Below are 21,294 nucleotides of genomic sequence, written 5' to 3'. Positions count from 1 at the left end.
ATATTTTCCTTCTTGAGCTATTCTGCTTCTTTAGTTCAAGAAGAAAAGGGGTGCCGAAGTAGCCCCGAACTTGAACTCTAGAACATACATTGAGTTTGCCAGAGAGCTTACAGTTTCCAGATCCTTCATTGACTCAAGGTGGCATTGAATTTAGAATAATTCTATTAACTTCATATCTCATCTTGCTTCTTCTTAGATTTAATTAAAGTACTTTTACTAATGACAGTCATGCAAAAACTAACCGCCTGACCTGATTTTTTTGAAATTGTGTCAAATAGAAAATCTTTAATGATAAAATAAAATAAATTTAAATTTTGAGGAGATTTAGCCATGATCAAAAAAATCGATCATATCGGGATAGCTGTCCGTGACATAGAGAACAGTATTTCTTTTTATAAAACAGTGCTAAATGGATTATTGATAGACCGATATATAAGTGAATCAGCAGGAGTTGAAAGTGAGGTTGCCATTATGGAGGTTAATGGGGACCGAATCGAATTGCTCTCTCCAACCAACAACACCACCTCGCCAATAGCTCGTTTTATTAAACAAAAAGGGAAAGGAGTTCATCATATTGCTTATCGAGTCGATGATCTGGATCAAGCACTAGAAGAACTTAAAAACATAGGAATTCGCACTTTAGAAGGAACATTAAGAATCAACAAACACGGAAGACGGCTGGTTTATCTTAATCCAGCAGACACTGAAGGCACAATCATTGAGTATTGCGATTATCCAAAAGAAAAACTGGTCTGATATCAGATCAGTTTTTGTATATATTTCTTGTTAATTAAAGAACTAGGAAAATTTATGCGGGCGGCCGAAGCAGCCGGCACCTTCTTCTGGAAGGGATCTAAATTGATTCATCTACTTTTTAAGTTACGAATAATCAGTCAGTCTATAAATAACAGTGTACAACACAACTAATGCCAGTTAGTGTTCAAGATAAATAATTGGCCACCTGTCAATCCTTGTTTAACTAACGCACCCGATAGTTTAAGAAGAAATCTTTAAAGTTTGAAATCTAAATTATTTAAAGTACCATTCAATATTTATCTGATTTTCTCCGCCAACTCTAAAATAATACCCTCTGGACCACGAACGTAGCATAATTTATAACTATCTTCATATTGCTGTATCTCACTAAAGATTTCCGTGCCCCTCTTTTTCAATTTTGCAACAACAGCTTCAATATCTTCAACAGCAAAGCAAATATGTCGGATCCCCAGCGTATTTGCAAAAGGTTGCTGAATATCTTTTTCATCTGATGGCGTATAAAATTTGACTAGTTCTATCCAGGCCTGGCCATCTGGCATCCCCAATCCTACACAGGCGGTTTTAACATCTTTTAGCCCAACTATTCTGTCCAACTGTTCTCCATCCAATTCCCATTCCGCTTGTACTTCAAGTCCTAAAACAAGAAAAAACGCTTTAGCCTCTGAAAGATCATTTACGTTTATACTCACATGATCTATTCTATTGATTTTCATATCTCATACCCCCTAAGTTACTGTTCCAGTATTCGTGTAAGGTTTGTTTGAAATTCTAATTCGCTTAAAAACAGGAAATATCCTTCTTCAACAACCCTGCCTAAGCCACTAACGCACCCGTTAGTTTAAGTACAATTTTTCACAAACGTATCGATGTAAACGATAAAATGAATAAGTATTTCTCGGATATTCCGAAATCATATCATTATTACAAAATTACCCAAATTGAGTTATTATAAATTTAATATATTAAATGAGGAAGTGTGACAATGGATTTACTGGTCGGTTTCTTAGTATTTGCAGGAATTTTTGCCGTTTATGATGCTTTAAGAAAAGTGAATAATAATATCTTAGACCAAACAGAAGAGATAAAAAAATTACGTGAAGTATTAGCCAATAATAATAAAAATTAGAACTTCCTTCTTCAACCGCTTTTTTTATTTGCTTTAGACTTGATAGATACCATATAAAGGTGGTTCTGGCTTTGTCTGAAGTATACTTATATGAAAAGACTAATAGATGTCATGGAGTGATTGAAATGAGTACGGATCGTTTAAAATGGCTAAAGTCACTTGAAGTCGGAGAATCGGTGGGTATCAAAGAAGTTACAGAAGGAATTGGTGATACTTACACTTATTCGACTGACAAGATAACTGGTATGAATGATGATTCGTTTACAGTTTCGTCGGGCTTAATTTTTAATTCTAAAGGAATTAATGAATTTCAAAGTAATACATATGTATCTTTAATGTACGAATTAGTTCCCGTAACAAATGAAGTGAAGCAGAAGGGTAAATTTTATAACATAAAAAAACTTATAAATTTAATTACTACCGGTGGAATTCAATAATATAGGTACACTCATATAGAAAAGTGGGGATTAATGATTGTATATACTGAAGTATTAGGGTTGGAGAACCTATTATATTCCTTCATAGTGGATTACAAACAGGGATGACTGATTTTGAGCTTCAGAGAGCTTATTTTAAGGATAAATATAAGACTATTCTTCCTGATTTACGTGGGCACGGTAATTCAGTGAATGATGACATTTCTAACTTTTTTGAGGACTCAGCGCTAGATGGGATGCGAAAGGAATTATAGAAATGTGAACATCCTCTTTTCTTTTGCATAGTGTTTCGAATCGGCACGGATTTCTGGAGTCGTATATTCAGAAATCTTTATGTTATTGTGACTGGCATCTAAAATATACGCAACGGAATGACAAAGCTTTTGGAAGTGGCACTGCTGATTGGCGGTGACAATGCTTTCCCCCCGGTTCGGGTTCTTTTTTATAGCAGGTACATATTTATTGAATGAAGCTGCAGGACGCCCGATTGTCCGTATTGCTGTCGGGCCTGTCGGGGCGATAGCGGTCGCATCATTGCCAATATTCTGGTCGCCATCGGAATCATGTCGATCCCGAAATAACAATGTTGTGTAGCACGCCATCTGCCGCCGCTATTGCTTGATCGCATAGATCTTGATTACCTTTGCACTGGTAAAACCAGAAGTTGTATCGCACTGCTATGCCAAAAAAGCGTAACTTGTTGAAGTTGCGCTTGGGTATTTTTCTTACGAAATCTTGCCTGCTGCGTTATCGTGAGACTAAATCATTGTATAAATTAAATACCTTATTTAAAGCCAAAACTACCCCATGATTGTCGTTATCTTCAGTCACCCAATCAGCGCTTTCCTTTACACAGTCAGGTGAATTCCGCATCGCGATCCCCAGACCTGCTGATGACAGCATGCCGATATCATTGGTGCCATTGCCGATTGTGACGACCTCCTCCGGTGAGATACCCAATTCAGTGATCAAGGGAAGGATTCCTGTCCATTTTGACTTCGTTGAAAAGACTTCCAGACGGTCACCCTCATCAAAGACAGCAGCCCCGCTAATATCCGTTTGAAGAGCCGCCCTGTCATCAGCATTGAGATAAAGGACTAGACGGTGGGCATCCCAGTTTGTATCATCAATATCTGCTTTTTTTGCGTTCGGGAGTAGATACTCGATGCCCTGGGGCGGGTGATTGGAGACTGACTGGCGATCAGCGAAATGTATATAAGTCCCTTTTAGTTCATCTGTTTTGCGGCAAAGTTCATATGCCAATGCCGCAGGTATTTTGACATCGTGAATGACTTTTTTGTTGTGAATGACGTAACCGCCATTATAGGTGACATACATGGAGCAGCCAAATTTCTCGCCGTATATAATGGAGGCGTCGAAAGAACGTCCAGTGGCAAGCCCGATTAATATCCCTCGTTGCTGGAGTTCCCTAATGGCAGTGATAAGCTTTTCATCCATCTCTTCTTTTGTGTTTAGAATCGTGCCATCGATATCAAGAAAAACAATTCGATACATCGAACATCACCCTTTCTATTAAGTTCCTAAAATAGTATTTAAACAGTACCGTACAATTTACAATTTTCTGTACATGCCGCCTATCTTAGTCCAGTTGGTTGATGAATTTCTCTTGCGGATAACTTAATTGTGGACACTGAAAAGTACGGGGGAGCTTACCATTATAATTAAAATAATAAAAAACTATTGTAAGCGATTAATTAGAAGGTTACACTATAATCAAATAGAATACAATAAATTGTACATTCCTTGTTTCATCTTTACCAAGCATGTCGGAGACGGAAAACAGCAAAAAAGAAACTAAAATAAAAGTGTTGTAAACGGTTTCTATCCGTGTTAAACTGCAACTGTAAAGTACAATAAATTGTATATTGAATGGTGATTACATATGTGGGAGAATTTTTATTCCAAACAAGGCATTGTCGTGCAAAAACTTGCTGAAGAGCTGCTTATAATAGAGGTTAATGAACGCTTGCCGAAGGTCAGTGATTTTGCGGAGAAATTTGAAGTAGGGCGGGGCACGATCCAAACAGCCCTGAAGATTTTGGAAGGTGAAAATTGCATCAGGGTGGAACCTAGGGGGCATCTTGGCACTTTTTTAAGATATAAAAGTGTGCCCAACCTTTTAACATATTCTGGGGCAAACCGTATCCAAGGAGTGATGCCTCTCCCATATTCTAAAAAGTACGAGGGACTGGCGACCGGGTTTACAGCCCAGTTGGAATCTCTGGGGCTGTCTCTCAATATAGCTTTTATGCGGGGATCAAAGCCACGGCTTGAAGGAATGAAGGAAGGCAGATACGATTTCGCATTGATGTCCAAGTTTTCAGCCATGGAAGAATTGAATGAAAATGACGATTTAACCATTGCACTTGAATTCGGCGGGAAAACCTATGTTTCAGAGCACGCGATCATATTCTCCGATACAGAAAAGAAAAGGCTTGAGGATGGGATGAAAGTCGGGATTGACAGCTTTTCGACAGACCAGAAGATCCTGACCCAGGCAGAAGCAAACGGCATGAACATCGAATATCTGGAGCTTAACTATATGCACCTGCTCCAGCATCTTAAAGCCGGTACGATTGACGCAATGATTTGGAATGTGGACGAAATCGATTTTGAAGTCCATAATATCCAGCCGCTGACGTCTCCATTGGCAATCGAGTACGAAAAGCAAATGAACGAGGCGGTATGTGTCATTAAAAAGGACAACAGGAAGATGGCCTATATTATCAGCCTGCTTTCGGACAGGGAAATAGTAGATATACAGACAAAGGTAGTCAATGGCGACCTTATGCCAAAGTATTAATTTTTTTAAAATCATAGTACAAAATACTGTACATTGATTTCAACCTTTCAGGGGGTGGTTACTTTACATATAACCAGCAGTTTTGAAGTGAGTAATTACAAATAGCTATCAAAATCTAAGCTTACCTGAAAATACATCAGTGCAAAAATGAAAGGGGTAACAACATGGATGCCAGCTTAAAAGAAAGACTTGACTTACTGCATGATACAAACCAAATCAGTGACGAAATTTATGACCGCTTGCCTGTCCTGTTAGATCAGGTCGAGGCTTATCTTGATGTAAAACTTGCCGAGGAAAATGCGGGCTCATTTGCAAGCCATTTATCTGTTGCACTGCAAAGGATTTCCGAAAACAATCCGGTATCAGAGATTTCCGAAGAGCTGGAAACCGTCATCGCGAAAAACCCGGAGTATTACCAAAACGCAAAGGATTTTTTGCAGGCTAACAATCCAAAAGGTGCGAATATTGATGCTGAAGCGGCGTTTATCACATTGTATTTCTGCTTATTAACTGGAAAGGGGAATGAATAATGTTACGAATTGTTGTTGGAGGACTTAAAAAGGATGTAACTGAAAGAGCTGTGAAAGCAGCAGGGGGAGAGCATGTCCAGGTCACGGTCACTTCTGATTTTGAAGGTGCTAAAAAAGTAAAAGCTGGCGACGCTGACTATTATCTTGGTGCTTGCAACAGCGGCGGCGGTGCTGCACTTTCGGTTGCAATCGGAATACTTGGGTATGGAAACTGCTCTACTGTTGCAAAAAATGGCCAAAAACCAAATGCAGAGGCGATCGAGAAACTGGTCAACGAAGGCAAGATTGCGTTCGGGATGGCTGTAGAGGGCATTGAACAGGCTGTGCCAATTATTGTCGGCAGTCTGCTAAAAAAACACGGTCTTCAGTAGGAGGAGCATATGGACATTTTTCAAAACACTTCGTTAATTGAAATCGTTATTATAGTTTTGCTGACTGCGCTTACTGCCTTGGCAGCACACTGGGGGAAAGCGGTATTCCATGATGGAATCCGCCCCATCCTTCCAGAATACCTAGAAGGCAGGATGAAGAGGACTGAACTTGCCTCGATCTCTTTTGGTTTAAGTATTGGTTTTATCGTGTCTGTCGGAATTTCCTTCGCGGTATCTTTTGAACTATTAAACCCGTGGCTGCTTTTCCTACCGACTGATATTTTAGGGGTTATGGCCGCCAGATGGTGGATTGCTGCAGCGCTTGGTGGTTCATGGGGGCTTGTTGCCTTATTTGGCCTGACTGGTGTACAAGCGGCATTTACCGCTTTGCCGATAGATTTGCTTGGCGCCCTTGGCGAACTTTCAACCCCAGTTCTTGTCGCCTTTACTGCATTCCCGATCATCGCCATTTTATATCAATTTGGCTGGGTGAGAGCGCTTATTTCTGGTCTTATCGTTTTAGTCATACGCCAGCTGCTCCCTCAAATTGGCGGGATTTACACAGATCGAGCAAATGCAGCTGTCGAAGAAGCAAGAAAATTAACAGATGTGACCTTTCCAAAAGACGCTGATTTTGCGGCTAAAATAAATGCGCTGAAAGAAGCCGGGGGGAATGGACAAGTACAGGATTTAATAGCTCAGGCAAACAATAATTTTTCCCTGGGCACGACCATCGGCGGTTTTACGATGCAGATCGCTGTTCTGATGCTTGCCGGGATGATCCTTCTAGTAAGCTTTGCGATTGCGAAAGACCTTAAGAACAAGGGTAATATTTCAGTAGATTCAGAGGAAGAAAATATATTTGAAGCTCGTACGAAAAGGATTTACAAGGGACTTCCAATCCTTGCGGGAATTGGCGCCCTTCTGGCGATGGCTGCTAACCTTGGGCTGATGACCGGTTCAGAGGTTTCAGGGCCGATCCTGCAGCAGGCATGGGATGCGTCCGGCCAGGAGCAGCGGGACCTCTTACAAAGTGCCGCGATTGCTGACATTATCCGGGGTATCAGCTTTATCCCATTGATTGTTACGACTGCCCTTGCTACAGGGGTATATGGAGTTGTTGGTTTAACGTTCGTTTTCCCGATTGGATATTTATTGCCAAACCCAGTTGTTGCCGGTATCGTCGGTGCATTGTGGATTTGCCTTGAAGTAGTCGCCCTTCGCGGGATTGGACGCTTCCTGCAGCGTTTTCCATCATTGCGTGAATCATCCGATAACATCCGCTCATCCATGAATTCCATGATTGAGCTGGCATTGTTCATCGGCGGTGCTTTTGCGGCTATGAAGATGGCGCCTGAGGCTATCGGGTTATCATTAACGATTTATATCCTGCTATATGCTGCAAATGAAGGCTTGGGACGTCCGATCATGAAGCTGGCCGCAGGTCCGGTAGCAATCATATTGACTGGTATTGTCCTTAACCTGCTGTATTTCCTTCATTTAATCTAAATTCACTGAAAGGTAGGTTTTATGCCTGCCTTTCGTTTTGGGAGATGTTTCATAATGAAGATTCATGCCGTAACTGGCCTTGTCGACCCTAATACTGTTAAGAAAACGATGATACATGAGCATCTTGTTTTTGACCTTTCAGGGGTCAGGAAGGAACAGGACCAGGACTCAAAACTGGAGAACTCCCCACCACTGGATCAGGAGATTGAGGAGCTTAAAAATTCCGGCTGCAATACAATCATCGAGGTTTCAAACATCGGGATGGGAAGAGATGCCCAGGCGCTTCTCGACATCGCAAACAAACATGATCTTGTCATTGTTGCCTCCACCGGATTTTATAAGGAGTCCGTCTATCCGTCGTTTGTATTTGAAAAATCTGCGGAAGAGCTTGCTGACATCATGATTCGTGAAATCACAACTGGAATGGAAGACACAACAATCAAGGCTGGATTGATAGCTGAAATCGGCAGCAGCCTGAATGAAATGACCGAAACCGAAGAGAAAGTTTTTACAGCGTCCATCATGGCCCATAAAACGACGGGTGCCCCTATCAGCACCCATTGCGAAATTGGCACAATGGGCAGAGGGCAGATGGCACTTTTCCAGAAACATAATGTCAAAATGAACCGTGTTTCATTTGGGCACCAGGACTTAAATGAAGATATGGAAGAACAGCTGGAGCTGCTGCAAAGCGGAGCCTATATCCAGTTCGACACAATCGGCAAGAACAGCTACCGGAAAGATTCCGACAAGGTGGATAACCTGCTTGCCCTGCTCGAACGTGGCTATGAAGACCAAATCATGCTTTCCTGTGACATCACGAGAAAATCACATTTAAAGGCAACCGGGGGATACGGATATAACCACTTGTTTGAAAATTTCACTCCGGCTCTCAGTCAAAATGGCGTCACCGATGAAATCATTGAAAAAATGCTGGTTCACAATCCACGCAAATTCTTAGCCTTTTAATGTCAATTTACTTTTAGTTCAGTAAAAGGGGGCCGTACGCGCCCTCTATTCTGAAATTAGAAAGAAGGACAGGAAATGAGTCTAAAATATGAACGGTCTGTTTTAAAAAATATAACCCTGGACGAAGCAAAAAACCTGCAATTCAGGTTGATGGATGAGGTCACGAAGGAATTTAAGAATAACGAGTTTTTTCACATCGGTGACGTCGGGCTCCACCCGGAATACCACCGGCCATTAATGACGGCACGAGTCGAAAAGGTGCTGGCAAGGACATTCGGCGCCGAGGCATGTGCCTTGGTGCGGGGGAGCGGAACTGGAGCGATCCGGATCATTTTAAGCATGCTGCTTGAAGCTGGCGAGCAGTGTATCGTCCATTCTGCGCCGATGTATACAACAACAAAGGAAACGTTCCGGCTGCTGGGGTTAAAGCAAAACCATGTTGACTTTAATGACCATGATGGCCTTGTCGAAACACTAGAAAATGATAAAGTTTCGAAGGTGTTCTACGTGCAGCATTCACGGCAGCAGCCTGACGATACTTACGATTTAAAAGAAATCATTTCTTTAGTAAAAGAAAGACGCCCGGACTTGCCGGTCGTTGTAGATGACAATTATTGCGCAATGAAAATGAAACAAATCGGCAGCCAGATGGGAGCAGATTTTTCAACCTTCTCCGGCTTTAAGCTTTTAGGCCCGGAGGGAATCGGCGTAATCATTGGCCGAAAGGATACGATCGAACTGCTCCACGAGCGGAATTACTCCGGCGGCGGGCAGGTCCAGGGGTTTGAAGCACATGAACTGCTGCGCAGCCTCGCATTTGCCCCGGTCATGATCGCGATCCAAAATGAGCAGGTCCAGGAGCTGTGCCACCGTTTGAATAATGGCGAAGTCCAGGGCATAAAGGAAGCGTACATCACAAACTCACAATCGAAAAACGTGATAGTCGAGTTTGAACAGCCAATTGCACAAGAAGTAATCAAGCTGGCTTCCGAATTCGGGGCAGCGACCTATCCGGTCGGAGCGGAATCCCGCTACGAATTAGTCCCTATGATATATCGGGTATCAGGCAGCTTTTTGGAAAGCAGGCCTGACTTAAAACTGCACGGAGCCCGTGTGAATCCGATGAAATCATCTGCAAGCACTGTAATCCGAATATTACACCAGGTAATGGAAGAAATCTCAAGGAGGTGACCTGGCCGTGTTTTTAAATATGACGCTCAAGCGTAATGAAGGATTGATCAGGGCGGCCACCAAACTCCATCAACAGGGTATCATCCCGGCCAATACTTATGCGATCGATCTCGATTCTCTTGAGCATAACGTCAGAGAACTCACTAAATCAGCAAAAGAGCACGGACTCGACTTGTATTATATGACAAAACAAATCGGCAGAAGCGGATTCGTCGGCCGGATAATCGAGGAAAACGGGATTGGACGAGCTGTCGCCGTCGATATTGATGAAGCCTTTGAACTAAAGAAGGAGAATTGCCAGATTGGGAATATCGGCCATATCGTCCAGCCAGGCAAATCCCAATGGGAAGATGTATTGACAAAGCTGCAGCCAGAAGTTGTCACCCTGTTTTCAGTGGAGCGGGCAGCGCAATTATCTGCCGCAGCGGAAAAACTGGGGTTGACGCAAGACGTCATTCTCCGTGTGATCAAACCGGATGATATGGTCTACCCGGGGCAATTTGGCGGGTTTTTGATCGGACAGCTTGAAGAAAGTCTTGATACACTCCTCAAGCTAAAAGGGATCCGTGTGATCGGGATTACGAGCTTCCCTGTACTGCAGATCAATGAACAAAAAGATGATTTCAAGTTTACTTCAAACATCGAAACGATAAAGCGTGCCCGCGAAATTCTTGAAAGAAAGGGAGTTAAGGTGAGCCATGTGAACGCTCCCAGCGCCACAAGCTGCCATAGCATCCCGATGCTGAAGGAATGGGGAGTCACCCATGGCGAGCCAGGACACGCTATCACCGGGACAACTCCTTTGCATGCGTATCGCGAAGATTTGCCCGAAATCCCGAGCATTGTCTACGTTTCTGAAATCTCGCATATGGATGAAAAACATGCCTATACGATTGCGGGAGGATTTTATGCCCGTTCCAACATGGAAGGCGCCTTATTTGGCAGCAATGAAAATGATATTGTGAACCAACGAACAAGTGTTGAATGTGTAGCGCCGGAAAACATCGATTACTATGGCTGCCTGCGGCGAGAAGCCGGGATGATTACCGGTGATACGGTTATTTACGCGTTCCGGACGCAAATCTTTGTCACAAGGGCCCATGTCGCATTCATCAGAAATGTGAATTCCGGCCAGCCTGAGCTCGTTCATTTTCAAAGAAGGGGGATGTAGAACATGGCTAAAATAACCTTGCTCGTTTTGGACGGTTTCGGTGTTGGCGCAATGGCAGACTGCAGGGAAGTAAAGCCTGAAGACGTAACCGCCCATACGTATAAACATATCAGGGAAACCGTCCAGCTGAGCATTCCGACTTTGTATGGACTTGGTTTAGGGAAAATAGTAGACGATGCAGGTACGCCGGCTGCCGCTTATGGAAAGAGTAACCTCGCCCATCCTGGAGCAGACACATTCATGGGGCACCAGGAATTAATGGGAAGCAAACCGGGAGTGCCCAAAAAACGGTTGATGAGCGAAGTGGGGCCAAAGATTAAAAAGTCTTTGGAAGCAAAAGGCTATGAAGTCACCCACCCGGTCGAGGGTGCAGCCGTCCTGCTTGTGAATGGAGCAGTCGTCATTGGCGACAACCTCGAATCACAGGTCGGCAATATCATCAATGTCGTCGGGGACCTGAAACAGCTCACCTTCCAGGAAGTATCCCAAATAGGGAAAATTGTCCGGGAAAATGTCGACACAAGCCGTGTCATTGTCTTTGGCAATGAAAAATCAGACATTGAGACAATCCTTTCTGTTGTAAAAGAGAAAAATTCTGGGCTGCAGTGGGGCGTTGATGCCCCAAAAGCCAATGTTTACGGAGATGGGTACCAGGTACTCCATTTAGGGTACGGTGTCGATTTTGAAAAACAATTTGCCCATATTGCAGAAATGAATAACATCCCTGTGTACCGGATCGGCAAAACGGCGGATGTGATCCAGGCAAGCGGATTCAAGGATCCAGTTGTCAATACAAAGGATGTTCTCGAAACATACCGGAAGTTTTACCATGACAGTGAAGACAATGCGGTCTTCCTTGTCAATGTGCAGGAGACAGATCTGGCTGGCCATAAAGAGGACAGCGTCTGGTACAAGGAAGTGCTGGAGGACGCAGACCGGTTCCTGACATCCTTTATCCCGGAATTAGGTGAAGAAGACGTCCTCATTATAACAGCAGACCACGGGAACGACCCGACGATCGGGCATTCCAACCATACGAGGGAACAAACGCCTATTTTGGTGGTAGGGCAGAATGTGAAGCGGGTGTCGATTGGAACAAGAGAGACAATGGCAGACATCGCGGCAACATTGGCAGAATTTACTGGTGTTGAACCGCCTGAATATGGAAAAAGTTTTCTAAAGGACATCATGTGAAATCATTTCAGCCTTTAAGGGAGGAGTGGAACGATGAGACTTGTTGAAGTCAAAAATTACGAAGAGATGAGCATTTTTGCCGCCAACCACATTCTGGCGAAAATAAAGTCCAAACCTGATGCGGCGCTGGGCCTGGCGACAGGCGGCACTCCTGTGCGGACATATGAATTATTGGTTGATGATTTTAAAAAAAATCAGACATCATACGTGGACGTCTGTACTTATAACCTGGATGAGTACGTGGGAATTTCTCCAGAAAACCCAAACAGCTACCATCACTTCATGTATAAACATCTTTTTAACGATATCAACATCCCGAAGGAAAATGTCCATATTCCAAACGGAAAGTCAGCTGACATCGAACAGGAAGCAAAGAACTATGAGGCAATCATTGACTGCATTGGCGGTGTGGACCTGCAATTGCTGGGCATCGGCGAAAACGGCCATATCGGTTTCAATGAACCAGGCACCTCTTTTGATACACCAACCCATATCGTCACACTTGCAGAGTCGACACGTAAGGCCAACGCCCGCTATTTTGGCGATGAGGAAGACGTGCCGGCCTACGCAATCACGATGGGGATTTCAACCATTTTAAAAAGCAAGGAGATCCTGCTTCTCGCCTCAGGAGAAAAGAAGGCTGAAGCAATCTTCCGTATGTTTACGGGCAACGTGAGCACAGACTGCCCGGCTTCAGTTCTGCGGAACCATCCGAATGTGATTGTCGTTGCTGACTCGGCAGCGGTTTCGAAATTAAAAAAAGTAAAGGGCCTTGTCAGCTGAAAGACCGGACGTAAATCTATATCGGGGTCCACTGGAGAGTTAAACAAACTGCATCTGCAAAATTGATATTTGTATATGCTGGTTATATTCATAATGAATAAGTTCAAACTGCTTTACAATACTGCATTCCGGATTTTTGTGCAAAATTACAGTGATATCTTAGTGTAAGTTTTCAAGATTAATTGGAAAATTATCGAAACCCTTTGGAATGCTGGTGAGTCCTTTGAGATAATGATCTCGAAGGACTTTTTTAGTATGGGGGGAGGCATGAAACTTACACGAACGGATGTCGGAAGGAATATGTGTTTTTTACACTTTGCTGCGGGGGTACTTATGAAAGCTCACTATTATTTAGGCTGGTATAACAACTTTTTTCCAGAGAAGCTGGCCAGTCTCTTACAAAAGGATATAACTGATAGAAAGTCGCTGGTGATGATTAGCTCGAATCCATCTATTTATGAAGAGGATGGGGCTGCTGAACGCTCGTGGCTTGATCAGGCTGGCATTATGTTTGATGAATGTCATTTAATTAATTATCGTGTACAGAAGGAAGATGCCCAAACAAAAATTCAAAATGCTTCAGTCATTTTCCTGCTGGGTGGAAATACGATTAAACAAAATGCTTTTTTAATGGAATATGACTTACCGGATTCGGTTAAAAAAAGCAGCGCTGTTGTAATGGGAGCAAGCGCTGGTGCTATCAACTTGTCCGCTAAATGGTTATGCTCGAAAAACTTTGGATATGAAGTTGAAATGAACTCTGTCTATAACGGAATAGGTCTCGACAATTTTTCCGTCCTGTCCCATTTTGATCTTGAAAATAATATGGCAATGGTTCAAAAAGAACTCTCTCCCTTATCGGAAGAAATAGATATATATGCGTCGAACAAAGATTGCGCTGTACGTGTTAAAGGAGGCAAAATTGATGTGTTGGGCAATGTTTTTCTAATTTCTCGTTCAAGTATACGGAAATTGGATGAAACGCTATAAGGGAAGAGTCCCAACAAGATAGACTATATGAAGATAATATTTATAACCATGGATTAGAGGCAACGATGGTTAAAGGACAGGAACCACTTGTTAATGCTATAGCTGCTGTATCTGGTGGAGGAAAAACAACAATAACAAAGCTTTTGAATCAGCATTTTATTCTTTACAAATAACATGATCGACACTGGCCGTCTCCTCATTAGCAGGGGCGGCTTTTCGACCTGGAAATGGATAAGAAAAGGCGGAATGTGCATAATAATCGTGGAAAGAACGAGAGTTTTAACAGAACTTATTAAGGATTTCGGGTGAAAAGATATATGTTTTGGAAAAAGAAAAGCAAACAAGTCCGCAATGAAAACAAGGACGGCAACCAGCTATTTCAAAAAGAACTGTCTATAGCTGCTGTCAAGGACCTGATTTCCAATATGGATGATGGAGAATTGATGGAACACAGGATTAATAAAGACCGGAATATAACTCTTATTTACATCCGAACATTGATTGACCTGGAAAGGTTGAATGAATCCATCATTCAGCCGTTAAAAAATTGTTCTGAAGATATGATACATACCTGCATTGCCTCAGTAAAAGCGGCAGCTTTGACCAGCCTTGATGAAGCACAGAAGCTGATAATGGTGGGACACGTGCTCCTTGAAGACGGAAAGGGATGCTGGTGGGCTGTTCCACTTGAAAATCCATTAGGAAGAAACATTGAACAATCGGAAGCAGAAACCATTTTATACGGTTCTAAGGACAGCTTCACAGAACAGATTGACCAAAATATCACGTTGCTTCGAAGAAGGCTTCCGGTGACTGAGCTTAAAACAGAGAAGTTTTCTGCCGGGTACCTGACTAAAGCGAAGATTGTATTACTGTATGTAGAGGGAATTGCCAATCCAGAAATTGTTGATATCGCCCGTAAAAAAATTTCCAAAATAAATTTTGATATGGTGATTGAACAGTCGAATCTGGCAGCGTTTATGGAGGATCATATTCATTCGGTTTTTCCGCAGTTTCAGCAGACAGATCGTCCGGATCAATGCGCCTATTCTCTTGGACTTGGAAAAATTGTCATTCTTGTGGCAAATACACCGTTTGCGTTAGTTGCTCCAATCACTTTTTTTCATCTCTTTCAATCACCAGAGGACTATATCCACAAATGGCTGGTTGCCAGTTTCCTGCGATGCCTTCGGTATGTAAGCTACTTGGCGTCTATTACATTAATTCCTATGTATGTTGCGTTAACCACCCATCACTATCAGGTTATTCCTTTGCAGATTCTGTTTGTTTTATTAGAATCCAGGAGTAAACTGCCATTTAGTCCCTTCTGGGAAGCGCTGCTCATGCTTCTGATTCTGGAAATTATTAAAGAAGCCAGTTTGAGGATGCCATCAAAAACAAGCACGTCTCTGGGTACAATCGGTGGTATTGTGATTGGCCAGGCAGCAGTGGAAGCAGGGTTTGTAAGCAAGGTGTTAATTGTTTTAGTGGGTGTAGCTGCGATTGCGTCTTTTTTAGTTCCAAATTATCTGTTAAGTAAGACCAACACACTCATTCAATTTGCATTTTTAATTTTAGCATCGTTACTGGGGATACCGGGAATTGTGTTTGGTATGGTTTATATGATCGCACACCTTAATGGACTTACAAGCTTAAAACAGCCATATTTTGCTCCGGTTGCGCCCCTCTATTGGAGTGATTGGATGGATTTCTTCATTCGGGCTCCTATTCCATGGATGAAAAAGCGCCCGGAACATGTACACCCTCTCTTTAAATGGAGATATAACCGGGGAGATGATCACTAGATGGGGGATTTTATATTATTTGATAAGACTGCTCAGCTAGGCAAGGGATATATTATTGCTTTCGTCCACCTTTCGCAAATGCTCTATTTTATACTATTTCTGCCAAAGTTTTTAGAGATGCCGTATTCATTATTAGGGATACTGGCATTTGGAATCCTTTCTCAAATTAATCTCTTTATTTTATCTAAGTGTCTGTCTTCTAAATATACGCAGCAGGGGTATCATGGATTCGCTGATCTTTTAGGGGGGAGGATGCTTCGTATAATAGCCATTGCCGGGATTGCGATCATTTTTATAAAAATGAGTTTGATTATACTGGGGTATGCTGAAATCGTCCACCAATTTATTTTTCCTGCTATGCAGCGGCCCTGGATAATCGTATTTATTATCCTGCTAAGCACCTATATTGCCAGCCAGGGAATGGAAAAAACACTGCGCTTTGGGATTATTGCTTTCCTCTGTACCTTTTGGATCATCCTGCTCTATATTCCGTATTTCTTTCCTCCTGCAGCTGAGCTTCATGATCTATATCCGTTGATCCCTACCGATTGGTCTCATAAACCTTGGAAAGGCATATTAATGATCTGGTCCTCTTTATCAGGACCGGAGTACTTAATACTGCTGCTGCCTTGGATAAATTCAAAGCAAAAGATGCTGAGATACTTATCGATTGCAAATGCGGTTTCTATTTTAGAGTATCTGCTCCTTTTCATGGCATGTCTGTTCTTTTTCGGATCCACTTACCTGGGGAAAATAGGTTTTCCGGTCGATAATATGATCAGGTACCTTCAGTCTCCTGTTTTTGAGAGAGTGGAAATTATCATGATTTCCCTGCAAATGTTTCACTATGTTTTCTTTATATCCGTTCTGCTGCTCTGTTTATATGGTGCCATACGCATTTCTGCAGGAACTCAGGATAAGAAAACTACACGTAAAGGTTTTTACGCTGTGTGCTTACTCGTCCTGACAGGTGTGTTTTTCATTCAGCTGTTCTATTGGAGAGAAGGAAAAGAGCTGAATGGCTGGGCAAACGTACAATTATGGTCTGGTGCCTTTACTTATTTACTAATTCCATCCCTCCTCCTGGCTGCCACTAAAATAAAGGGGAGGCGTTCCAGTCTATGAGGGCATTCACTTCATTTATGCTTTTAGTAAGCAGTATGTGTCTTTTAACTGGTTGTTCTCCTTTTGCAAATGACAACACAGTCGAAGAAATCGCGCCTGTGACCTTCTTGTCCGTTGAAGCGGGAGGAGAAAAAGAGAAATTAAAAGTCTCTACATTGGTTCCTCCAGTCATGAAGGAAGATAAACAATTCTTTTCCACGAATGTCACACTGCTGGATCAGGGAAGAAGGAGCTTTAATTTAAAATACTACCGGGAAATAAAGTTCGGGCAGCTCCGTATGCTGTTTATTGATGAAAAGGTCGCCAGAAATGGAATTGTATCATTGATGGACACGCTGCTAATCGATCCAGAAGTATCTCCGCGGCTTTTTCTAGTAGTATTCAAAGGTAACTTTGAAGCATTTATAAAAAATCGCACGAAGCAGCAAAAAGATCTGGATTACTATCTATACAGAATGTTTAAGCACTACGAAAAGGGGCAGCAGGGAGAAATTACGGTTACAAATATTCATGAGTTTATGGAAAAAGTGTATTCTCCTTATTCAGATCCGTATATTCCGGTATTTAAGGTGAATAAAGAAAATTTTAACTATGAGGGCACCGGATTTTTTGAAAATGGAAAGCTAAAAGGTGGTACTGATAAGAATCAAGACCAATTTTTTCAGCTTCTTAACAATGATCACTTTCTTAAGAACATGGTCATTACACCCTTGGACGTCTCTCTTGGAGAAGTCCGTTCACGTGTTATGACACATGTAAATCTAAATGATCATACCGTTTCATTTAAGATTCATTATACAGGCAGAATCGATGAATACCGGGGCACTAAAGACCTGGACAGGCAGGCCAGCATTTACGAATTAGTAGACGAGCTCGAGCGCTATATGGAAGAGGGGACCGTTTCACTGCTGAAAAAAATGCAGGATTTGAAAGTGGATCCCCTTGAAATAGGCGGACAGACAATGTCACCCGCTTCAAAGCCCATGTCAGAAGAAGACTGGAAAAAGTTCTGGGAGAGTGCAAAGATAAAAGTTGACTGTTACTTCGAACTTGAACCTTTATCCATATAATATAGAATACAAGCAGCTGCGATACATTTCGCAGCCTGTTTTTTTATACCTTGACAATCATTGTGCTGTCGATGGAGGGACTAACAAGCTATTGCGGATACCTGCAGTATTATAAAATTCCTCACAAGTATAAGCTGAGTCAAAAAATCGTATGAAGCAGGAAGTACCGAGGTCTTTAAATGATTGATATCAACGGGTTCAGGGCTAAGGGGGTGAAAATCCTTTAAAGAGGAGTCGTATTTACTTTAGGACAAAATAAACAACTAACGATCTGGTGGCGCCTAAGGCCAGTCCAATAAAGAAAAAAGGTGTCTTTTTTGGGGAAGAATACGCTTCTGTGTTGGAAGTAAACAATTCCTTATATATTCTTTACTATATTTGGATTGAACAACATAAACATCCTAAAGAAGAAAATTATTCTATAGGAGGTTTCCATGGATCAAAAGGATCAAAAGGATCAAAGTCGTCAATTAGACCAAATAAAGCAAATGCAGCAAATGTTTAATGCGAACATGAAAACTCAACCTTATCCCATGTACCCTAATTATGGGAAAATCACTCGCTACCAGGAAATCCCGATGAACTTACCTGAACAGCGCCAGCTGCGCCATCCTGGAGTGGAAAAACTAATGGTACCCCTTCCAATTATTGAAAATCCGAACTACCAAGGGAGTGGAAAGTTATCAGGAAAAGCAGCCCTTATTACAGGGGGTGACAGTGGTATTGGTGCAGCAGCAGCAATTGCGTTTGCTAAAGAAGGCGCAGATGTTGCTATTTCATATTTAGATGAACATGAGGATGCAAACAGAACAAAAACAAGGATTGAACAACTCGGACAACGTTGTATTCTAATGCCTGGTGACTTGCGGGAAAAACAACAGTGTATCTCCATTGTAGAACAAACAGTAAATGCGTTTGGACGTCTCGATATTCTTTGTAACCACGTTGGTATCCAATTCCAGCAGCTAAGTCTGCTTGACATTACAGATGAGCAATTCGATGACACCTTCAAAGTTAATATTTACTCTCATTTTTACACAACAAGAGCAGCGCTTCCTCATCTTAAACCGGGCAGCTCAATCATTGGTACAACTTCAGTGGTGACGTATGTAGGTGAGCAGCAAATGATTGATTATACGGCCACAAAGGGCGCAATAGTTGGCTGGACACGTGCCTTGGCTAAAAATGTCGTGAAACAAGGGATCCGTGTCAATGCCATCGCCCCCGGCCGAATTTGGACCCCGCTTATTTCAGCAAGTTTTTCGTCAGACCAAGTTGCTGTATATGGAGCATTTAATCCAATGGAACGAGTTGCCCATCCATTTGAACTCGCACCAACCTTCGTCTATCTTGCTTCTGATGATTCTCGTTTTGTTACTGGGCAAGTTCTTCATGTTGATGGGGGAGAATCCACACATTCCTAATGGAAGGAGGTTGCCATTTTGAGATATGAATTTAATCCAGAAGTAAAGCTATTGCTGGTAAACCAATCAAATGAAAGAGTAAAGATGGACTATATAGAGGATTCCTGGCCAATGTCTAAAATTGCACTTAGACCACCATACTATTGCTACCCAAGTTACGAGCTGAATTATCCAATAATCTAAAAAGTTACACTTGAGACTTGCATTCTTTGGAAGTAATAAAAAAATGCAAGTCTCAATGTAAAAGTATGACTTTCACCAATCTGAAGCCAAACTTTTGTTTGATATGAAGTGTGGAAGGATGAGAAAGCACTGGAACATCCTATTCAGTCTGCTCATTATAAGGAAAACAGGAACATATTGCAGACCTTGTATCAAGAGAAGTGTTTAAGCTGAAAATAATGGTATAAGTTCAAAGATGGCGTGGGGGAACCGTCGGAAAAACCTGTTATATGCAGGTTTTTTTGGCGTCTTTTTTACGGGGGAACTTTTCGCCATATCTTCTTCGAAACAAATCTTTTGATTTCGACAGACCAGATGGCTAATAATATGTATATCGCTAATTTCCGATTTGGTGTGATGCTTTCATATCATCTATTCAGCTTCCATTGGGATAGTGATAATCGATATAGAAAGAGGCAAATGACATTGAAGCAGGAATTTGAACGCTTAAATGATGAACAAGCCGTTGAGATTTTCAAGGCATTGTCGAACCAGACGAGGGTGAGCATTCTTCAAATGTTAAAAGATCCCTACAGTCATTTTTCACCGCAAGCCCATATTATTGCTGATGAAGGATTTGAAGGCGGAGTTTGCGTAGGGGATATCCGAAGCAAGGCCGGGATTTCGCAATCCACTACTTCACAGTATTTATCGATTCTGCTGCAAAGCGGACTGGTTGAAATGAAGCGAATCGGACAATGGACGTATTATCGCCGTAATGAGGAGACGATTAAAAAGTTCGAAAAATACATTGGTACAAAAATTTAAGGAGAATTGAAGTGAGTTTATTACAGCATCGAGCATTTAACAGGTTGTACCAACAGGATAAAATGACGCTTGGTTTCTCGATTCCGACGGCAAGGATGTCCAAATATCCAATTATGGAAAATCAGCTGTCGCTTGCCCGCAAAATTGAAGACCATGGTTTCGCGGCATTGTGGCTTAGGGACGTTACGATTCAGAATTTGAATATTGATGATAATGGTCAAGCGTATGATGTATGGATTTATTTGACCTATCTTGCGGCCCATACCAAGGATATTGCACTTGGGACGGCGAGTGTGGTCCTGCCGCTGCGCCATCCTGTCCGAGTGGCAAAGGAAGCATCATCTATTGACCGGTTATTTCCCGAACGTCTGATCATGGGAGTGGCTGCTGGAGACCGGGATAAAGATTTCACAGCTTTGGGAATATCCAAGCTCGAAAGTGGAATGCTGTTTAATAAGAATTATGCCTTCCTTGAACGGCTGTTAAAGGAAGACAATCCGACAATCAACAGCGATTTAGGCATCATCGATGGAGCGGATATGAGAATGATCCCCAAACCTTTTTCTTCGATTCCGACCATGGTGACAGGATTCAGCAATCAATCGATGGAATGGATCGCCCAGAATGGGGATGGCTGGATCCAGTACCCGAGGATTATCCCACAACAAACTCAATTGATTAACGAGTACCGCGAGTTGTCGGAAATTCACGCCCCAGGAGTGTTTAAACCTTTCACTCAGACTTTATTTATCGATTTATCGGAAAATCCCGATTCGTTTCCTGTTCCGATTCCGTTAGGATTTCGTGTAGGGCGCAAGCAGTTATTAGAAATTCTATATCAATTTCAATCCATTGGTGTCAATCACCTAGCATTTGTATTGTATTTTTCAAAGCGCCCTCCCGTGGAAGTCATCCAGGAGCTTGGAGAGTTTGTGCTGCCTTACTTTCCGACTCATGAAATTCCAGTATTAGATTAGTTTTGAAAAAAAATTAGAAAAGGATAGAAGA

Annotated in this window: 23 protein-coding genes; 21 read left to right on the top strand and 2 right to left on the bottom strand. The window is 42.2% G+C overall.

Annotation, left to right across the window (positions count from 1 at the left end; all coding sequences use genetic code 11):
• Positions 1–330: 330 nt before the first annotated feature.
• Positions 331–756 (top strand): VOC family protein, encoded by a 426-nt coding sequence (locus V1498_RS19670; protein ID WP_409295644.1) that lies wholly within the window; start codon positions 331–333, stop codon positions 754–756.
• Positions 757–1,052: 296 nt separating this feature from the next.
• Here the strand turns inward: V1498_RS19670 and V1498_RS19665 are convergent, their stop codons facing one another.
• A complete protein-coding gene (locus V1498_RS19665; protein ID WP_409295642.1) occupies positions 1,053–1,490 on the bottom strand; it encodes a VOC family protein in 438 nt (145 codons plus the stop codon).
• A gap of 269 nt (positions 1,491–1,759) precedes the next feature.
• Between V1498_RS19665 and V1498_RS19660 the strand changes: the two genes are divergently transcribed.
• The 3 genes from V1498_RS19660 to V1498_RS19650 all read left to right on the top strand — a co-directional run bounded on the left by V1498_RS19660 (position 1,760) and on the right by V1498_RS19650 (position 2,934).
• Positions 1,760–1,903 carry a hypothetical protein gene (locus V1498_RS19660; RefSeq protein WP_409295641.1) on the top strand — a complete coding sequence of 48 codons (144 nt, stop codon included), beginning with the start codon at positions 1,760–1,762 and terminating at the stop codon, positions 1,901–1,903.
• Between the two features lie 71 nt (positions 1,904–1,974).
• Positions 1,975–2,340, top strand: a complete 366-nt coding sequence (locus V1498_RS19655) for a hypothetical protein (RefSeq protein ID WP_409295639.1) — start codon at positions 1,975–1,977, stop codon at positions 2,338–2,340.
• Between the two features lie 414 nt (positions 2,341–2,754).
• Positions 2,755–2,934: a YhfT family protein gene (locus V1498_RS19650; RefSeq protein ID WP_409299381.1), complete on the top strand. Its 180-nt coding sequence runs from the start codon at positions 2,755–2,757 to the stop codon at positions 2,932–2,934.
• A 153-nt stretch (positions 2,935–3,087) separates the two neighbouring features.
• On the opposite strand, the gene V1498_RS19645 is transcribed toward V1498_RS19650, so the two are convergent.
• Positions 3,088–3,855 carry an HAD family hydrolase gene (locus tag V1498_RS19645; protein ID WP_409295638.1) on the bottom strand — a complete coding sequence of 256 codons (768 nt, stop codon included), beginning with the start codon at positions 3,853–3,855 and terminating at the stop codon, positions 3,088–3,090.
• A gap of 388 nt (positions 3,856–4,243) precedes the next feature.
• On the opposite strand from V1498_RS19645, the gene yhfZ reads away from it, so the two are divergent.
• The 17 genes from yhfZ to V1498_RS19560 all read left to right on the top strand — a co-directional run bounded on the left by yhfZ (position 4,244) and on the right by V1498_RS19560 (position 21,263).
• The gene (gene yhfZ, locus V1498_RS19640) at positions 4,244–5,164 is read left to right on the top strand and encodes a GntR family transcriptional regulator YhfZ (RefSeq protein WP_409295636.1); all 921 of its coding nucleotides are present in this window, start codon (positions 4,244–4,246) and stop codon (positions 5,162–5,164) included.
• A gap of 164 nt (positions 5,165–5,328) precedes the next feature.
• Positions 5,329–5,694 (top strand): PRD domain-containing protein, encoded by a 366-nt coding sequence (locus V1498_RS19635; protein ID WP_409295635.1) that lies wholly within the window; start codon positions 5,329–5,331, stop codon positions 5,692–5,694.
• On the top strand, positions 5,694–6,065 hold the full coding sequence (locus V1498_RS19630; protein ID WP_409295633.1) for a DUF2620 domain-containing protein: 372 nt from the start codon (positions 5,694–5,696) through the stop codon (positions 6,063–6,065). The genes V1498_RS19635 and V1498_RS19630 overlap by 1 nt, the downstream gene beginning before the upstream one ends.
• A 9-nt stretch (positions 6,066–6,074) precedes the next feature.
• Complete coding sequence (locus V1498_RS19625) at positions 6,075–7,574, top strand: YhfT family protein (protein WP_409295631.1); 1,500 nt, start codon at positions 6,075–6,077, stop codon at positions 7,572–7,574.
• A gap of 54 nt (positions 7,575–7,628) precedes the next feature.
• Entirely contained in the window at positions 7,629–8,543 is a 915-nt protein-coding gene (locus V1498_RS19620) for a phosphotriesterase (RefSeq protein ID WP_409295629.1), read from the top strand.
• 75 nt (positions 8,544–8,618) lie between these two features.
• Positions 8,619–9,734, top strand: a complete 1,116-nt coding sequence (locus V1498_RS19615; RefSeq protein WP_409295628.1) for an aminotransferase class V-fold PLP-dependent enzyme — start codon at positions 8,619–8,621, stop codon at positions 9,732–9,734.
• 7 nt (positions 9,735–9,741) lie between these two features.
• Entirely contained in the window at positions 9,742–10,905 is a 1,164-nt protein-coding gene (locus V1498_RS19610; protein ID WP_409295626.1) for a YhfX family PLP-dependent enzyme, read from the top strand.
• 3 nt (positions 10,906–10,908) lie between these two features.
• A complete protein-coding gene (locus V1498_RS19605) occupies positions 10,909–12,099 on the top strand; it encodes a phosphopentomutase (protein WP_409295624.1) in 1,191 nt (396 codons plus the stop codon).
• A gap of 33 nt (positions 12,100–12,132) precedes the next feature.
• Complete coding sequence (nagB, locus tag V1498_RS19600; protein WP_409295622.1) at positions 12,133–12,882, top strand: glucosamine-6-phosphate deaminase; 750 nt, start codon at positions 12,133–12,135, stop codon at positions 12,880–12,882.
• Positions 12,883–13,215: 333 nt separating this feature from the next.
• Entirely contained in the window at positions 13,216–13,872 is a 657-nt protein-coding gene (locus V1498_RS19595) for a Type 1 glutamine amidotransferase-like domain-containing protein (protein WP_409299379.1), read from the top strand.
• 317 nt (positions 13,873–14,189) lie between these two features.
• Positions 14,190–15,677 (top strand): spore germination protein, encoded by a 1,488-nt coding sequence (locus V1498_RS19590; protein WP_409295620.1) that lies wholly within the window; start codon positions 14,190–14,192, stop codon positions 15,675–15,677.
• On the top strand, positions 15,678–16,802 hold the full coding sequence (locus V1498_RS19585) for a GerAB/ArcD/ProY family transporter (RefSeq protein WP_409295619.1): 1,125 nt from the start codon (positions 15,678–15,680) through the stop codon (positions 16,800–16,802).
• Entirely contained in the window at positions 16,799–17,872 is a 1,074-nt protein-coding gene (locus tag V1498_RS19580; protein WP_409295618.1) for a Ger(x)C family spore germination C-terminal domain-containing protein, read from the top strand. The genes V1498_RS19585 and V1498_RS19580 overlap by 4 nt, the downstream gene beginning before the upstream one ends.
• A 434-nt stretch (positions 17,873–18,306) precedes the next feature.
• Positions 18,307–19,296: an SDR family oxidoreductase gene (locus V1498_RS19575; protein WP_409295616.1), complete on the top strand. Its 990-nt coding sequence runs from the start codon at positions 18,307–18,309 to the stop codon at positions 19,294–19,296.
• Between the two features lie 18 nt (positions 19,297–19,314).
• Positions 19,315–19,479: a hypothetical protein gene (locus tag V1498_RS19570; RefSeq protein WP_409295614.1), complete on the top strand. Its 165-nt coding sequence runs from the start codon at positions 19,315–19,317 to the stop codon at positions 19,477–19,479.
• A 555-nt stretch (positions 19,480–20,034) separates the two neighbouring features.
• Positions 20,035–20,286 (top strand): ArsR/SmtB family transcription factor, encoded by a 252-nt coding sequence (locus V1498_RS19565; RefSeq protein WP_409299377.1) that lies wholly within the window; start codon positions 20,035–20,037, stop codon positions 20,284–20,286.
• 11 nt (positions 20,287–20,297) lie between these two features.
• The gene (locus V1498_RS19560; protein ID WP_409295612.1) at positions 20,298–21,263 is read left to right on the top strand and encodes a TIGR03571 family LLM class oxidoreductase; all 966 of its coding nucleotides are present in this window, start codon (positions 20,298–20,300) and stop codon (positions 21,261–21,263) included.
• Positions 21,264–21,294: the final 31 nt, after the last annotated feature.

It is taken from the genome of Paraperibacillus marinus, assembly GCF_046237605.1.
Taxonomy (GTDB): Bacteria; Bacillota; Bacilli; order Bacillales; family DSM-1321; genus Paraperibacillus; species Paraperibacillus marinus.
This window is presented reverse-complemented; position numbering and strand designations above follow the sequence as displayed.

What these genes read in the sequence shown, in the direction of transcription:
- V1498_RS19630 (WP_409295633.1), top strand. Translation starts at nt 5,694, where the DNA reads ATGTTACGAATTGTTGTTGGAGGACTTAAAAAGGATGTAACTGAAAGA.
- nagB (WP_409295622.1), top strand. Translation starts at nt 12,133, where the DNA reads ATGAGACTTGTTGAAGTCAAAAATTACGAAGAGATGAGCATTTTTGCC.
- V1498_RS19585 (WP_409295619.1), top strand. Translation starts at nt 15,678, where the DNA reads ATGGGGGATTTTATATTATTTGATAAGACTGCTCAGCTAGGCAAGGGA.
- V1498_RS19665 (WP_409295642.1), bottom strand. Translation starts at nt 1,490, where the DNA reads ATGAAAATCAATAGAATAGATCATGTGAGTATAAACGTAAATGATCTT.
- V1498_RS19575 (WP_409295616.1), top strand. Translation starts at nt 18,307, where the DNA reads ATGGATCAAAAGGATCAAAAGGATCAAAGTCGTCAATTAGACCAAATA.
- V1498_RS19605 (WP_409295624.1), top strand. Translation starts at nt 10,909, where the DNA reads ATGGCTAAAATAACCTTGCTCGTTTTGGACGGTTTCGGTGTTGGCGCA.
- V1498_RS19625 (WP_409295631.1), top strand. Translation starts at nt 6,075, where the DNA reads ATGGACATTTTTCAAAACACTTCGTTAATTGAAATCGTTATTATAGTT.
- V1498_RS19650 (WP_409299381.1), top strand. Translation starts at nt 2,755, where the DNA reads ATGCTTTCCCCCCGGTTCGGGTTCTTTTTTATAGCAGGTACATATTTA.
- V1498_RS19635 (WP_409295635.1), top strand. Translation starts at nt 5,329, where the DNA reads ATGGATGCCAGCTTAAAAGAAAGACTTGACTTACTGCATGATACAAAC.
- V1498_RS19565 (WP_409299377.1), top strand. Translation starts at nt 20,035, where the DNA reads ATGTTAAAAGATCCCTACAGTCATTTTTCACCGCAAGCCCATATTATT.
- V1498_RS19670 (WP_409295644.1), top strand. Translation starts at nt 331, where the DNA reads ATGATCAAAAAAATCGATCATATCGGGATAGCTGTCCGTGACATAGAG.
- V1498_RS19620 (WP_409295629.1), top strand. Translation starts at nt 7,629, where the DNA reads ATGAAGATTCATGCCGTAACTGGCCTTGTCGACCCTAATACTGTTAAG.
- V1498_RS19590 (WP_409295620.1), top strand. Translation starts at nt 14,190, where the DNA reads ATGTTTTGGAAAAAGAAAAGCAAACAAGTCCGCAATGAAAACAAGGAC.
- V1498_RS19660 (WP_409295641.1), top strand. Translation starts at nt 1,760, where the DNA reads ATGGATTTACTGGTCGGTTTCTTAGTATTTGCAGGAATTTTTGCCGTT.
- V1498_RS19615 (WP_409295628.1), top strand. Translation starts at nt 8,619, where the DNA reads ATGAGTCTAAAATATGAACGGTCTGTTTTAAAAAATATAACCCTGGAC.
- V1498_RS19595 (WP_409299379.1), top strand. Translation starts at nt 13,216, where the DNA reads ATGAAAGCTCACTATTATTTAGGCTGGTATAACAACTTTTTTCCAGAG.
- yhfZ (WP_409295636.1), top strand. Translation starts at nt 4,244, where the DNA reads ATGTGGGAGAATTTTTATTCCAAACAAGGCATTGTCGTGCAAAAACTT.
- V1498_RS19580 (WP_409295618.1), top strand. Translation starts at nt 16,799, where the DNA reads ATGAGGGCATTCACTTCATTTATGCTTTTAGTAAGCAGTATGTGTCTT.
- V1498_RS19645 (WP_409295638.1), bottom strand. Translation starts at nt 3,855, where the DNA reads ATGTATCGAATTGTTTTTCTTGATATCGATGGCACGATTCTAAACACA.